Source organism: Roseovarius sp. ZX-A-9, from assembly GCF_028369135.1.
Taxonomy (GTDB): domain Bacteria; phylum Pseudomonadota; class Alphaproteobacteria; order Rhodobacterales; family Rhodobacteraceae; genus Roseovarius.
The window spans coordinates 459,661-474,296 of record NZ_JAPWHW010000001.1 but is presented as its reverse complement, the minus strand read 5'-3'; the positions used below and the strand labels follow the sequence as shown (position 1 = coordinate 474,296).

Annotated in this window: 11 protein-coding genes and 1 tRNA gene; 6 read left to right on the top strand and 6 right to left on the bottom strand. The window is 61.6% G+C overall.

What is annotated here, in order from left to right; genetic code table 11:
* Positions 1-93: 93 nt before the first annotated feature.
* The 3 genes from O3306_RS02190 to O3306_RS02180 all read right to left on the bottom strand — a co-directional run bounded on the left by O3306_RS02190 (position 94) and on the right by O3306_RS02180 (position 3,768).
* A complete protein-coding gene (locus O3306_RS02190; RefSeq protein ID WP_272002667.1) occupies positions 94-1,026 on the bottom strand; it encodes a hypothetical protein in 933 nt (310 codons plus the stop codon).
* A 5-nt stretch (positions 1,027-1,031) separates the two neighbouring features.
* Positions 1,032-3,092 carry a glycosyltransferase family 2 protein gene (locus tag O3306_RS02185; RefSeq protein ID WP_272002665.1) on the bottom strand — a complete coding sequence of 687 codons (2,061 nt, stop codon included), beginning with the start codon at positions 3,090-3,092 and terminating at the stop codon, positions 1,032-1,034.
* 217 nt (positions 3,093-3,309) lie between these two features.
* A complete protein-coding gene (locus O3306_RS02180; RefSeq protein ID WP_272002662.1) occupies positions 3,310-3,768 on the bottom strand; it encodes an Lrp/AsnC family transcriptional regulator in 459 nt (152 codons plus the stop codon).
* A gap of 131 nt (positions 3,769-3,899) precedes the next feature.
* On the opposite strand from O3306_RS02180, the gene O3306_RS02175 reads away from it, so the two are divergent.
* Positions 3,900-6,272 (top strand): 1-deoxy-D-xylulose-5-phosphate synthase N-terminal domain-containing protein, encoded by a 2,373-nt coding sequence (locus O3306_RS02175; RefSeq protein WP_272002660.1) that lies wholly within the window; start codon positions 3,900-3,902, stop codon positions 6,270-6,272.
* 181 nt (positions 6,273-6,453) lie between these two features.
* On the opposite strand, the gene clpB is transcribed toward O3306_RS02175, so the two are convergent.
* On the bottom strand, positions 6,454-9,072 hold the full coding sequence (gene clpB, locus O3306_RS02170) for an ATP-dependent chaperone ClpB (RefSeq protein ID WP_272002657.1): 2,619 nt from the start codon (positions 9,070-9,072) through the stop codon (positions 6,454-6,456).
* 256 nt (positions 9,073-9,328) lie between these two features.
* Here clpB and O3306_RS02165 point away from each other — a divergent pair, with 256 nt between their 5' ends.
* The 3 genes from O3306_RS02165 (at position 9,329) to O3306_RS02155 (ending at position 11,813) form a co-directional block, all read left to right on the top strand.
* Entirely contained in the window at positions 9,329-9,631 is a 303-nt protein-coding gene (locus O3306_RS02165) for a hypothetical protein (RefSeq protein ID WP_272002655.1), read from the top strand.
* 148 nt (positions 9,632-9,779) lie between these two features.
* A complete protein-coding gene (gene pyrF / locus O3306_RS02160) occupies positions 9,780-10,475 on the top strand; it encodes an orotidine-5'-phosphate decarboxylase (RefSeq protein WP_272002653.1) in 696 nt (231 codons plus the stop codon).
* 81 nt (positions 10,476-10,556) lie between these two features.
* The gene (locus O3306_RS02155; RefSeq protein ID WP_272002651.1) at positions 10,557-11,813 is read left to right on the top strand and encodes a DNA polymerase IV; all 1,257 of its coding nucleotides are present in this window, start codon (positions 10,557-10,559) and stop codon (positions 11,811-11,813) included.
* Between the two features lie 42 nt (positions 11,814-11,855).
* Here O3306_RS02155 and O3306_RS02150 read toward each other — a convergent pair whose 3' ends face one another.
* Positions 11,856-12,719 carry an N-formylglutamate amidohydrolase gene (locus tag O3306_RS02150; RefSeq protein ID WP_272002648.1) on the bottom strand — a complete coding sequence of 288 codons (864 nt, stop codon included), beginning with the start codon at positions 12,717-12,719 and terminating at the stop codon, positions 11,856-11,858.
* A gap of 164 nt (positions 12,720-12,883) precedes the next feature.
* Here O3306_RS02150 and O3306_RS02145 point away from each other — a divergent pair.
* Positions 12,884-12,958 (top strand) — tRNA-Val (locus tag O3306_RS02145).
* Positions 12,959-13,040: 82 nt separating this feature from the next.
* The gene (gene ykgO, locus O3306_RS02140) at positions 13,041-13,166 is read left to right on the top strand and encodes a type B 50S ribosomal protein L36 (protein WP_005850168.1); all 126 of its coding nucleotides are present in this window, start codon (positions 13,041-13,043) and stop codon (positions 13,164-13,166) included.
* A gap of 171 nt (positions 13,167-13,337) precedes the next feature.
* Here ykgO and pncB read toward each other — a convergent pair whose 3' ends face one another.
* The gene (gene pncB / locus O3306_RS02135; RefSeq protein WP_272002614.1) at positions 13,338-14,630 is read right to left on the bottom strand and encodes a nicotinate phosphoribosyltransferase; all 1,293 of its coding nucleotides are present in this window, start codon (positions 14,628-14,630) and stop codon (positions 13,338-13,340) included.
* Between the last annotated feature and the right edge of the window lie 6 nt (positions 14,631-14,636).

Here is a 14,636-nt window from a genome sequence, read left to right as displayed (position 1 = left end):
GTGGCAAATGCGTTTGCCCGGGTATTCTGGATGCTGAATTAATGGCCTGTGAGACGCAAATGCCGCGCGCATCTGCCGGGTCGTGGCAATATGCTACCCCTCCAGTAGGGTTACCCGCTTGCGCATTGCGATTTCCTTGATGTCCTTGTCGTAGATCCGGCCCAGATGTGCGCGCTCGGCCTCGTTCCAAGGGTTATATCCCGGATACTCCGGCCCGCGCGGATAGGCGTCCTGTATTTCGACCCGACGCGCCAGCGCCGCTTCACCGCCGGAACGCTCGATTTCCATCAGCAATTCCTGCACCGCGCGGTGACTGGCCGAGGGCCGGCCGCGCTTGCGTTTGGGCGTGACCAGATCGCTCACCTCGACCGCGCTGCCGATCAGATTGCCGATCACTCGGTCCGACAGGCTACCGAAATCCTCGTGTCGCCAGACCGTCATCTGCGCCTCGGGAAAACAGCTGAGCACCAGATCGATGAAACCCGTCCAACTGGGCAGGTTCGACAGCACCGCGCGTTTCATCTGCGCTTCGGGAATGACGTTCTCGCCCTTGGCCGAGCGCAGGAACTCGACAAAAGTTGAGGCAAAGAAATCCGCATAATTGCGCAGCGCGATATGCACCTCTGTCACCGGATAGGGGATGTTCTGTGCGAATATCGGCAACAAGACCTCGCGTCGGTTATAGAGCAACCCGGACCGCACACAGTGCCCGCTATGGCCCGGCATGTTTTCGTCCGACAGCACGATCCGGTCGCCCGGGCCCGCGCCGATCTTGTTAAAGAAGTTCCTGGCCTTGCGGGCCAGTACGTCGTCCGGCACCTTTGTCTTGTAATCCAGCCCCAGCTTTTCATAGCCGTTCAGCTGCGTGGGAACGGTGTATTGTTTGCGCGTGTCGCGATGATGCACGTAATACACCCCGCGTTTCTGCAGCCGCCCCGCGTTGCGTTGCAGGATCGACTGGATATGGCTTGTGGCGGTTTTATGCACCCCGCCATGCAGCACCACATAGGGCTCGCCCTTGGACATGTTGCCTAGCCTGTCTGCAACTCGGGCGCGGCGTTTATCGCGGTGATCTGCTCGCGGAACGCGTCCCAGCCGTCGCGCTGGCGCAGCGCCTCGATCTTGCCCCGATGCCAGTCGATCGCTCCACGGTGCAGCTTGGCCAGTTCCGGGTCTTGCAGCAGTTTCGCCATCTCCTTGCGCATGCCGGGCAGGCGCGCGTGGATCGTGGTATCTCGCTCTGAATTGTAGTTCATGTTTGACCAGTAGGCGATGCCCTGATCGTCGCCCACATGGTTGGTCCGGCCCCGGTCACGCTTGACCAGGAAACTGTCGACCGAGCGGACCGCATAATGATGCAACCGCGCATAGGTGTGACTAAACCCCTCGTACGCCTTCCACCCTTGTTGCAGGTAAAGATCCGGCATCGGATTTCCGCCGCCATCGACCCAGGCCACGTCGCCGCGATCCAGATGGAACGCGGGCCGGTGGATGCGCAGCTTAATCAGTCGGTCATTGTTGCGCACCAGCGTCTTCATGCCCAGCGCGCGATAATTGGGGTATTCATGCTCGCCACAACTGCGGTCGAACTGCTCGATCACCGGTTTGTCCTGATAGGCCAGTTGCCCGCTGTTGCCGAACAGCTTCCAACAGACCGAGATCGCATCGGCCTCGCCCACGGCGGCAAAGAGATCATCCAGCCGCCCGTAGCCGACGCGGATATTCAGAAACTCATCGCAATCGGCACAGATCAGCCAATCGGCGGTCTGCACCAACTCCTGCTTGCCTGCGTCCTTCAGCGCCGAACGCTGCGGGCTGCCGCCCGGCTTGAACGGGTTCTCGCGGTGCTGGGCCAACCCCATCGCCTCCAGCCGCTTGGCGATCAGGTCGGTGCCGTCATCGCAGTCATTGGTGTAAATCAGAAAATCGGTGAATCCGATGGACCGGTTATAGGCCACCCATTCCAGCATGAACGGGCCTTCGTTCTTCATCGTTGTCACGATAACCCGGCTGCCTTTGCCCTGTTTGGCAGGCGCTTTGGCGCCCGCGCCCTTGGGGGTGACGATGCGCGCCATCGGGCCGTCCACCGGCGGCTTGGCCGATTTGATCTTGGGCTGCGCCTTGATGTCGGCCAGGGCCTCGGGGCTTGGGGTCTGTGGGGCGCTCTCGGGGGCGTCCTGCGGCTGTACCTGCTGCAACGCCTCTGCCTCTTCGGCCAGACGGCGCTTGCGCTTGCGCAGGCGGCGGCGGAACGCTCGATCGAAATGCGTCGCCAGATCCTCGCGACCCTTCTCGCGGAAATAGCCCGAGACAGAACCGCGATACCACGGCAGGTTTCGCCGTGCGCGGTAAAGCTGGTAAAACTCGGCCTCGGTCAGCTCGTCAAAGATCGCGTGATGCATCACCGCCTTGAGCACACCGATCTTGCGCAGAAACACGGCCGTCTTGTGCGCCGAGAACCAGCATTTGAATATGCGGATATTTTCGCCGCTGAACCGGTCCACATGTTGCTGGTCAAGCTCGTGATAGGGATCGTAAAACACGTTCACGCGCCCGGCACCCTTCGTCAGCGCCGCGCCATCCGCCAGCGGCAGGGTCCAGTCCTGACGGCGGCCGTTTTCATACCGGGTTTCCCACGGCACCAAATCAGGGTCGAGCGTTGTCTGCGGATTGACCGCCACCACATGCGCGCCCGGCACAAGCGATGAAAATGCCAGCGCCGCGTAGCCGCCCATCGATACGCCCGCAAAGACGACGCGCTTGTAGCCGTCAAAGAATCCCTGTGCCGCCAGCCCTTCGAAACGCTTGATCAGGTCGGTATCGCGGTACCAGTCGCTGACATGCGCCATGATCCCCAGATGAGACAGGCCGCTATCTTGCGCAAACTTGTAGGCCCACGGCTCGCGCGTAACGCTTTCGTCATTGACGTTGGAGAGGTTGTCGAACGTCACCAGCAGCCGGTCACTGGGCCGTTTCACGAACATCAGGGAATGCCGCAGGTTCTTTTCAAAGAACCCTTCGCCCTCGGCGCCGGGACGCAGATCATGCAGCCAAAGCGGGGATTCGGACGGTTCAGAGACGCTGTCTGCCATGTGATTCACTTTTGCTCTGCCTGATCGGGCGGTGCTCGGCCCGTTCGCACCGGACGGCCCACCCTTGATTTTGCGTCTACTATAGAACGCGATGGCGAAATTTCGCAACATATCAATGGAATTGTGGTTATTTACTCCCAAAGCGAAACATATTTGTGCGCAGGGTGGCGTGGCTGTTCAGGGGGCAATCCCAAAGCAATCCGATGGGCCTGACGACCTAGCGGATACGCGTCGGCTGATGCTTCACGCGGCGGATCGGAACCGAAGATTCGATCGAGGCCACACCCGGAAACTTGGTCAGCTTTCCCGTCAAAAATGCTTCGAAATCATGCAGGTCGGCGACCGAAAGCCGCAGCAGATAGTCAAAACTTCCGGTCATCAACCAGCATTCTACGATCTCGGGGCACAGCCGGACTTCGCGTTCGAAATCCACCAGCCTGCCATCGATCTGCTGGTCCAGCTTGACTGACACAAACACGCTGAAGCCGAATCCCATCTTCGCGTCGTCAATTCGTGCGCCATAGCCTGTAACGTACCCGCTCGCCTCCAGTTTGCGGATCCGGCGGGCGCATGGCGACGGCGACAATCCCACCTTCTCGCTCAATTCCTGATGGGATTGGCGCGCGTCCTTCTGCAATTCGTCCAGAATCTGGTAGTCGATCTGATCAAGTGTCATTCAAAAATTGAACCATTCCAGCGCCAAATAACTATTTCGCGCCGATAATCACCAATAAATCCTCAATAGTCCACAAAATTCGCGCGCGATCGGCGCGGATTACAGACTACATTCCTCCGAAGGAGGACCGAATGACCAAATACCCCGAACTCAAGATCATCGAGCAGCGGTTGCTTTGGCTGTCGCACTGGATGATCCACAACGCGAACCATATCCGTCCCAAGGTCGACTCCATCAAGGTGGGCGGCCACCAGGCAAGTTCTGCCTCAATGGTCTCGATCATGACCGCGCTCTACTTTCATGCGCTGCGCCCGGAGGATCGGGTCGCGGTCAAGCCGCATGCCTCCCCGGTCTTCCATGCAATGCAATACCTGATGGGCAACCAGACGCTGGACAGAATGAAGGCGTTCCGCGGCTTCGGCGGCGTGCAAAGCTACCCATCGCGCACCAAGGACGTGGACGATGTGGATTTCTCGACCGGTTCCGTCGGGCTGGGCGTTGCCATCACCTCTTTCGCCTCGCTTGTGCAGGATTACGTTTCGGCCAAGAGCTGGGGTGCCGATCTGCCACTCGGTCGCATGGTTGCACTTGTCGGAGATGCCGAGCTGGACGAGGGCAATATCTATGAAGCGTTGCAGGAAGGTTGGAAGAACGACCTGCGCAATTGCTGGTGGGTGATAGATTACAACCGCCAGTCCCTCGACGGAATCGTGCGCGAGGGGCTGTTCGAGCGGGTCGAGAAAATCTTCGATGCCTTCGGCTGGAATGTCATCCGCGTCAAATATGGCGCCCTGCAACGGGCCGCCTTCGAAGAACCCGGCGGCGCGCGCCTGCGGGACTGGATCGATGCCTGCCCCAACGCCGAATATTCCGCGCTGACCTACCAGGGCGGCGCGGTCTGGCGCAAACGGCTGCTTGACGATCTGGGCGATCAGGGCGCGGTCACTGCACTGATCGAAGCGCGCAGCGACCGCGAACTGGCGGCATTGATGGAAAACCTCGGCGGCAACTGTGTCGAGTCGATGGCCGATACTTTCGCCAGTATCAAAGACGACCGACCGACCTGTTTTCTGGCCTATACGGTCAAGGGCTGGGGCACCCCCATCGCCGGGCACAAAGACAACCACGGCGGACTGATGACCAAGGCCCAGATGGCAGAATGGCAGGCGCATATGGGCGTGCCCGAGGGCCAGGAGTGGGAGCCCTTCGCCACGGTCGATGACGTCCCTGGTCTGAAATCCTTCCTGGGCAAGGTGCCGTTCTTTGCGACCGGCACGCGCCGCTTCGACGATGCCAGGCTCGTCGCCCCCGCTATCGACATCGCCACCGACCGCGAGATCTCGACGCAGGCGGCCTTTGGCAAGATCCTCGACGATCTGGCAAAAACCGACAGTGATTTTGCCGCCCGTCTGATGACCACCTCGCCGGATGTCACCGGCACCACATCGCTTGGCCCCTGGGTGAACCGGCGCAAGCTGTTTGCCCGCAAGGCACAACCCGATGTGTTCCGCGAAAACCGCATTGCCTCTACCGCGAAATGGGATTTCGCGCCGGATGGACAGCACTTGGAGCTCGGCATCGCCGAGATGAACCTGTTCCTCCTGCTTGGCGCGGCCGGTCTGTCGCATCAGCTATTCGGCAAGCGGATTATTCCCATCGGCACGGTCTACGATCCCTTCGTGCATCGCGGGCTCGATGCGCTGAACTACGCCTGCTATCAGGACGCGCGCTTCATGATCGTGGGTACCCCTTCTGGCGTGACCCTCGCGCCCGAGGGCGGCGCACACCAGTCCATCGGCACGCCGCTGACCGGCATGGCGATGGACGGGCTGGCCAGCTTTGAACCCGCCTTTGCCGATGAACTCGCCGTTATCATGCAATGGGCCTTCGACTATATGCAGCGTGACGGCAGCGGCGACCCGGACGAGCGCACCTGGCTTCGGGACGAAACCGGCGGCTCAGTCTATCTGCGGCTTACCACCAAGGCGCTGGAGCAGCCGGGTAAGCGGGCCGACGATGCCTTCCGCACCGGAGCGGTCGACGGCGCCTACTGGCTGCGCAAGCCCGGCCCCAATGCCTCTGTCGTGATTGCTTATCAGGGTGCTGTCGCGGATGAGGCTATCGCCGCCGCAGGCATCGCCGGAGAGCATCGCCGCGACATCGGTGTGCTGGCCGTCACCTCCGCTGATCGGCTCAACGCCGGCTGGACCGCTGCGCAGCGCGCCCGCGCTCGTGGTCAATCCGAGGCGCAGAGCCATGTCGAAAGGCTGCTCGGCGATTTGCCGCGTGGTTGCAGCCTCGTGACAGTGATCGATGGCCATCCTGCGACGCTCTCTTGGCTCGGCTCGGTTGCCGGGCATCGAACCATCTCGCACGGGGTCGAGCATTTCGGACAGACTGGCACGATCGGCGACGTCTACCGCTATTTCGGAATTGATAGAGATTCGATTGTTCGCTCAGTATCTGCTTTGACGGAAGGTAAGCATTTCCGCCGTTCGGGCTAGGTGGCGCGCCCCAACGCGTGAGTTTTTGGTCGTCGCACCGACGGAACGATTCCTGGTTGGAAGACTGACCAAAAAACACGTGCCCGGCGAGGTGTTGGGCTTGGAGACGTGATGAAAGGAAAAAGAGCGCGCGACCCAAGTCGCGCGCTCTCCATTTTTGACGGTCGCCGGAATTTGGCGATCAATGCACCACGGCATCCCCCGGTTTGGGGTTGTTCGTGCTGCCGATCCGGTCGCCGATGATCAGCCCTTCCGCACCTGCACTGACGGGTATCGTGTCTCCGTCCAGCACATCTCCGGCCAGCAGCATTTCGGCCAGCGGATCCTGTAGCGCCCGCTGGATCACCCGCTTCAGCGGCCGAGCCCCGAACACCGGATCATAGCCTTCGTCGGCCAGCCATTTATGCGCGGCCTCGTCCAGTTCCAGCGTGATCTTGCGGCGCGCCAGACGTTTGGCCAGAAGCCCAAGCTGGATATCCACGATCCCATCCATGTCCTTGCGGCTGAGCCGGTCGAAGATGACCGTTTCATCCAGACGGTTCAGGAACTCGGGCCGGAAATGTGCCCGAACCGCGTCCATCACGTCGCGCTTGGCCTGCGCCATGTCGCCACCATCGGGCAACTGGCTCAGCGCCTGCGCGCCAAGGTTCGACGTCAGCACGATCAGCGTCTGCTTGAAGTCAACCGTGCGGCCCTGCCCATCGGTCAGGACGCCGTCGTCAAGCACCTGCAACAGTACGTTGAACACGTCCGGGTGCGCCTTTTCGACCTCGTCGAACAGGATCACCTGGTAAGGACGCCTGCGCACGGCCTCGGTCAGAACGCCGCCTTCGTCGTAACCGACATAGCCCGGAGGGGCACCGATCAGACGGCTGACCGCGTGTTTCTCCATGAACTCGGACATGTCGATACGCACCATCGCGTTGTCGTCGTCAAAGAGGAACTCGGCCACGGCCTTGGTCAGCTCGGTCTTACCCACGCCTGTCGGCCCGAGGAACAGGAACGAGCCCAGCGGCCGGTTCTCGTCGTTCAGGCCGGCGCGTGCACGACGCACGGCACTCGCCACTGCCTTGACTGCAGTGTCCTGGCCGATGATCCGCTTGTGCAGACCTTCTTCCATGCCCAGCAGCTTTTCACGCTCACCTTCCAGCATCTTGGCAGTCGGGATACCCGTCCAGCGCTCGACCACCTGGGCGATCTGCTCTGGACGCACGGCCTCTTCGACCATGACACCGTCATCGCCAGCCTCTTCGGCCGCGGCAAGTTGCTTTTCCAGCCCCGGGATCACGCCATAAGACAGCTCACCAGCCTTGGCCAAATCACCTGCCCGCTTGGCGTTATCCAGATCGATACGCGCCCGATCCAGCTTCTCCTTGATCTCCCGGGCCGAAGCCAGCTTGTCACGCTCTGCCTGCCATTGCGCAGTCATCTCACTCGAGCGTTCCTGCAACTCGGCCAGTTCTCTTTCCAGAGTATCCAGCCGGTCCTTGGATGCGGCATCGTCCTCTTTCTTGAGCGCTTCTGCTTCGATCTGCTTTTGCATGATCTCGCGGTCAAGCGCGTCCAGCTCCTCGGGTTTGCTGTCCACTTCCATACGCAGACGGCTCGCCGCTTCGTCCATCAGGTCGATGGCCTTGTCCGGCAGGAACCGGTCGGTGATGTACCGATGGCTCAGCGTTGCGGCAGTCACCAGCGCCGCGTCCGAAATCCGGACACCGTGGTGCAGCTCGTACTTTTCCTTGATCCCGCGCAGGATGCTGATCGTATCCTCGACGGTCGGCTCTTCGATCACGATCGGTTGGAACCGGCGGGCCAACGCCGCATCCTTTTCCACATGCTTGCGATACTCATCCAGCGTGGTTGCACCGATACAATGCAATTCACCCCGTGCCAGAGCCGGCTTGATCAGGTTCGCCGCATCCATCGCGCCATCGCCTTTGCCCGCGCCAATCAGCGTGTGCATTTCGTCGATGAACAGAATGATTTCACCCGCGGCGCCCGTGACCTCATTCAGAACCGCCTTGAGCCGTTCTTCAAATTCGCCACGGTATTTCGCACCCGCAATCAGCGATCCCATGTCGAGGCTCAGCAAACGCTTGTTGGCAAGGCTCTCGGGCACATCGCCGTTGACGATTCGCAGCGCCAGACCCTCGGCAATCGCGGTCTTACCCACGCCGGGTTCACCGATCAGGACCGGGTTGTTCTTGGTCCGACGGCTCAGAACCTGCATCGCGCGGCGAATCTCGTCATCGCGACCGATAATCGGGTCGATTCGGCCCGCAGCGGCGTCGGCTGTCAGGTCGCGTGCGTATTTCTCCAGCGCCTCATAGGTATCCTCGGCACTCGCAGAATCAGCGGTGCGCCCCTTGCGGATATCGTTGATCGCCTCGTTCAGCGCCTGCGCGGTGACGTCGCCTGCTTCCAGTGCTTCCTTGGCGGGGGATTTCACCATCGCCAACGCCGTCAGCATCCGCTCCACGGGGACAAAGCTGTCCTTGGCCTTGGTCGCCAATTTCTCGGCTTCGTCCAGAACCTTGGCGGTCTGCTGGTCCATATAGGTCTGCCCGGCATCGCCGCTCACTTGCGGGATCTTGCGCATCGCGACATCCAGAGCCTGCACCACCCGTTCCGGCGCGCCGCCAGCCCGTTTGATCAGGTTGCTCGCCAACCCTTCGCTGTCGTCCATCAATGCTTTGAGCAAATGTTCGGGGGCCAGTTTCTGGTGGCTTTCCCGCATGGCGATCGTCTGTGCTGCCTGAATGAACCCGCGCGACCGTTCGGTGAACTTGTTCAAGTCCATCGCTATTCTCCTTTTTAAAGCGTCATTCCGCTTGCGCACCCAATATTAGGCATGCGCGTTCGGAAACCTCGCAGATTAGATGGGCAGCGCCTTGATACGGATCAAGACAAACCAGCCAAATTCCGCCTGTGACGTAAAATTTTTGTTATTCCCCGATGGAACTTTTCCAACGTTCCCTAAGTTATCCACAGGAGAGGCCGAGTTACACACAGGCCTCGCGCGGGTCAGAAAGCCCCGCTATTGAAGGAGCGTTGCCATGCAGATCGAGAAAATTCAGTTCGAGGACATCCGTTACAACCCCGAAGTCAGCGCCTTTGAAACGTTGGTCCGTGTCCATGAAGACGGGCAGGACTATTCCTATCCGGCGCGCGTCACCGCCCCGCTGCACGCCGAATATGCTATCGTCTCCCGCGGTCTGGCCGAAGCGGCCCGCCGCGCACATCGCCAAGGAAAACCGGAGCTGCGCCTGGCCCATGCGGCACAGATGCCCTTGGCAGACACTTCAAGCCATTCCGAAACATCGATACTGGGCCGGCTCTTTGGCAATCGCGCCGCCTGAGCCGCAAGAATTGCAGAGCCTAACTGCGTGAAGATGACGGATCGCTGCGCGATGTGCCTGCTCGGTACCCGCGCAGCGCCCCAATTGGCTTGACGGGCCGGGGCCGAACCGCAAGAAAGGCGCAATTCCCCTCGTGCCGGAGCGCGCCATGCCCACACCCGATGACCGCCTGATCGTGGCGCTTGACCTGCCCAACGCGCTTGCGGGGCTGGAGATGGCACAGCGGATTGGCCCGCAGGTCAATTTTTACAAGATCGGCCTCGGCATGTTGACCGGCGGCGGGCTCGCTTTGGCGCAGGAATTGAAGCAAGAGCACGGCAAGCGCATCTTTCTCGATCTGAAGCTGTTTGATATCGGCGCCACCATCGAAAGCGCCGTGCGTGGGCTGGCCCAGTTCGATCTCGATTTTCTCACCGTACATGGCGATCCGCATGTTGTGCGTGCAGCCCGTGAAGGCGCCGCGGGCACTCCGCTGAAAATACTCGCCGTGACGGTCCTGACCTCGCTGGATCGTGCCGATCTGGACGCCGGTATGACCCAGCCGGGCGACCTGGCCGAGATCACCACAACCCGCGCTGCCCGCGCGCTGGAGGCGGGTGCTGATGGCGTGATCACCTCGCCGCGCGAAGCGGCACAGATACGTGCCCTGCCCGAGGCCGCAGGCAGGCTGATCGTCACACCGGGTGTGCGCCCGGCTGGCGCAGCGCTCGGCGATCAGAAGCGCGTCGCGACCCCCGCCGCCGCAATCGCGAACGGTGCCGATCACATCGTCGTCGGCCGCCCCGTCTGCGCCGCCGCCGACCCCGCCGCCGCCGCCACTGCAATACTAGAAGAGATCGCCTGAGGCGGACCTGCACGCCAAGGCCCCTTATTCCCGCCTCGGGTTTCGGATATGGTGACCACACCTTTGTCCCGGTCCACAACCATGCCCGCCTTCTGCCGCGATTGCCTGACCATATCCGATTCGGGGCAGCGCCGCTGCGCCGCTTGCGGACGCCCGCGCGTGTTGTCACATCCCGAACTTTTCGACCTCAGCATCGCGCATATGGATTGCGACGCCTTTTACGCCAGTGTCGAAAAACGTGACGATCCCGGTCTCGCGGGAAAACCGGTGATTATCGGCGGCGGGCGGCGCGGCGTTGTCTCGACCGCCTGCTATGTAGCGCGCATCCGCGGCGTGCGCTCGGCCATGCCGATGTTTCAGGCGCTGAAGCTCTGCCCGGATGCGGTGATCGTGAAGCCGCGCATGGATGTCTATGTCGAAGTCTCACGCCAGATCCGGGCGATGATGCAGGATCTGACGCCGGACATCGAGCCGCTCTCGCTCGACGAAGCGTTTCTCGACCTCAGCGGCACACAGCGTTTGCACGGCGCTCCGCCCGCGATCATGCTGGCCCGGCTTGTGCGGCGCATGTCCGATGAGCTTGGAATTACCGGCTCCATCGGGCTCAGCCATAACAAGTTTCTGGCCAAGGTCGCTTCGGACCTCGACAAACCGCGCGGCTTTTCGGTGATTGGCCGGGCCGAGACCGCCAGTTTCCTGCGTGACAAGCCGGTGCGCCTGATCTGGGGTGTCGGCCAGGCGGCGCAGGCCTCGCTCGACAAGGCGGGCATCCGCACCTTCGCCGACTTGCTGCGCTGGGAGCGGACCGATCTCGTGGCCCGTTTCGGCGCGATGGGCGAACGGCTGTGGCATCTGGCGCGTGGCGAGGACCATCGCCGCGTCAACGCCCGCGCCCCGGTCAAGTCAATCTCGAATGAAACCACGTTTTATGAGGATACCGGCGATCTGGATCTGCTTGATGGCCATCTCTGGCGGCTTTCCGAGAATGTCTCGGATCGGGCCAAGGCGCGCGGGCTCGCAGGCCGCGTGGTAACGCTCAAGCTCAAGCGCGCCGATCACACGCTGCTCACCCGTCGGCTGGCGCTGCGCGATCCAACGCAGTTGGCGGATGTGATCTACCGCACCACGCGCGCACTGATGGAACCGGTCGCAAACAAGGCACCGTTTCGCCTGATCGGCGTCGGCCTGTCGGACCTGCTGAACGAGGATGGCGCGGATCTGTCGGGTGACCTGCTCGACCCTGAGGCCCGCCGCCGCAGCAAGGCCGAACGCGCGACCGACGCGATACGGCGCAAATTCGGCAGGGAAGCGATTCGCAAGGGGCGCGCATTGCGCTGAACACCGCAGCAAATCGCCTGAATGGGGGAAGAGGCCGCGCGGCTATTCGGCGGCGAGCTGCCGTGATGACGGGCGACCGATTTCGGCGATCTGTGCGATCACCCCGGTCAGCAACGCGCGGAACGCATCGAAATTCTCATTCGGCTCGATTCGGCGCTCATCCATGTAGAGCGCACGGTCGATCTCGATCTGCACTGCATGATGCCCGCGCGACGGATGGCCATATTGCTGGGTCACATAGGCGCCCGCAAATGGCGTATTGCGCGCAACGCTCAGCCCGGCGCCGCGAAACGCCGCTTCGATCTGCTTGACGATCGCACCGCTCGCCGAGGCGCCGAATCGGTCGCCCAGCACCACCTGTGGCCGTTCTGCGCCCTTGCGCGCGTTCTGATCCATCGCTTCATGCGGCATAGAATGGCAATCAATTAGAATTGCCTGCCCAAACAGCGCATGTGCCTGTTCCATCTCGTTGCGCAGCGCCGCGTGGTAAGGTCGCCAATAAGTTTCGATCCGGGCATCTGCCTCGGCCCTGCTCAGCTTGCCCTCATAGATCGCGCGGCCATTGGCCACCACGCGGGGCACCACGCCCAGCCCCGAGGACACCCGCGGATTGTGCCCGCTCTTGCGCACGCCCTCGATCAGGGCAGGGTCCAGCTCGGTCTCGGCGCGGTTCAGGTCGATCAGCGCCCGCGGCGCGCCCGCCTGCAGGAACGGCGCGCCCATACGCGGCACGGCGGCAAAGAGTTGATCCACAAAGGCATCTTCGGAACTGCGCACCGCCCGCGCATCCAGAACAGTGCGTTGCAGGAACCACGCCGGGTAGTCCCGCCCGCTGTGAGGCGACGCAAAAACAAGCGCGGTGGTGCGCCGCACAGGATGGATCAGATGATAGGCGGTCTTGGACATGTGGTGGCGGGCGTTCCCTGTTGCTAATTGGCTGGATGATAGCCCTTTTTCTTCCAGAACCAAAAGCCCTTGATCACGGGCGTCGGTTCTTTTATAGACCAGCCCACCGGCGCGGGCTTCCGCGCCCCAATTTATTGGGGGGCAGGGGCACGTTCGGCATTCATGGGCGCTTAGCTCAGCGGTAGAGCACTTCGTTGACATCGAAGGGGTCACAAGTTCGAACCTTGTAGTGCCCACCATGAATTCACTGTTCCGGCTTTTCCCGGGACGCCCGCAACCCGCTAGGCGCTGGCCCGCGCCGCGACAACAAAGGAGACGACGATGAAAGTTCGCAACTCACTTCGCTCGCTCAAGAACCGGCACCGTGATTGCCGCGTCGTGCGCCGCAAAGGCCGCGTCTACGTGATCAACAAGACCCAGCGCCGCTTCAAAGCCCGTCAGGGCTGAGCCTGCGCCCGTCGCAACTTGCGGCAGGACATCAAAAAACCCCGTCTCGGTTTCGAGGCGGGGTTTTTCTTTGGCCGGTCTAGTACCGCGCCGTAAGCCTTGTCATAGCCACTGGCCGCGAAAATCCAGGGATCACGGAAAAAGGGCCGACCGCCAGAACGGTTGGGTAAGTTAAACCACAACCTCCAACGCGTCCTGCTCTCCAACCCCGAACACCCGCTTGTACCGCGCGATCTCGGATGCGGGCCCCATCGCCTTGAGCGGGTTGTCCGAAAGCTTGACCGTGGGTCGCCCATTGGCCGACACCGCCTTGCACACCAGTGAGAACGGTGCCAGCGCGTCATCCGGCGTCAGCCCGCGAAAATCGTTGGTTAGCAGGGTGCCCCAGCCGAACGACACCCGCACGCGACCGGCGAACTGCGCCTGCAATGTTGCGATCTTCTCCACGTCCAGCCCGTCGGAGAAGATGATTAGTTTCTCTGATGGGTCCTCGCCGCGCGATGCCCACCATTCAATCGCGCGTTCCGCGCCAGTGGCGGGATCACCCGAATCAATGCGGATGCCGGTCCAACCCGCCAGCCAGTCGGGCGCATTGCGCAAGAAACCTTCAGTGCCGTAAGTGTCGGGCAGGATGATCCGCAGATTGCCCTCGTGTTCCTCGTGCCAGTCGCTGAGCACGTCGTAAGGCGCGCGCGCCAGCTCTTCGTCACTATCGGCCAGCGCGGCGTAGACCATCGGCAACTCATGCGCGTTGGTGCCGATCGCCTCAACCTCGCGATTCTTGGCGATGAAGCAGTTCGAGGTACCGACGAATTTTTCGCCCAGCCCCTCCATCATCGCCTGCACGCACCAATCCTGCCAGAGAAAGCTGTGCCGTCGCCGCGTGCCGAAATCCGCAACAAGCAGGTCGGGCACATCGCGCAGCCGCTCGACCTTCTCCCACAGCTTGGTCATCGCGCGGGCATAAAGCACCTTCAGCTCGAACCGGCCCATGTCGTGCAGCACCGCGCGGCTGCGCAATTCCATCAACACGGCCAGCGCGGGCACCTCCCACAGCATCACCTCGGGCCATGAGCCTTCAAACGTCAGCTCATACTGATCGCCGACCCGTTCCAGGTGATAGGGCGGCAGGCGCATCGTTTCGAACCATTCCATGAATTCTGGTGTGAACATCTGTCGCTTGCCGTAGAACATGTTGCCGCGCAGCCATGTGCTCTCGCCCCGGCTGAGAGACAGCGACCGGATATGATCCAGTTGCTCGCGCAATTCGCCCTCGTCCACCAGGTCCGCCAGCGGGATATGCTTGGTCCGGTTTATAAGGCTGAAGGTCACCTGCGTGTCCGGCCGGTTGCGAAAAACCGACTGGCACATCAGCAGCTTGTAGAAATCCGTGTCGATCAAGGAACGGATGATCGGGTCGATCTTCCATTTGTGATTATGGACACGGGTAGCGATATCGACCATTGCACG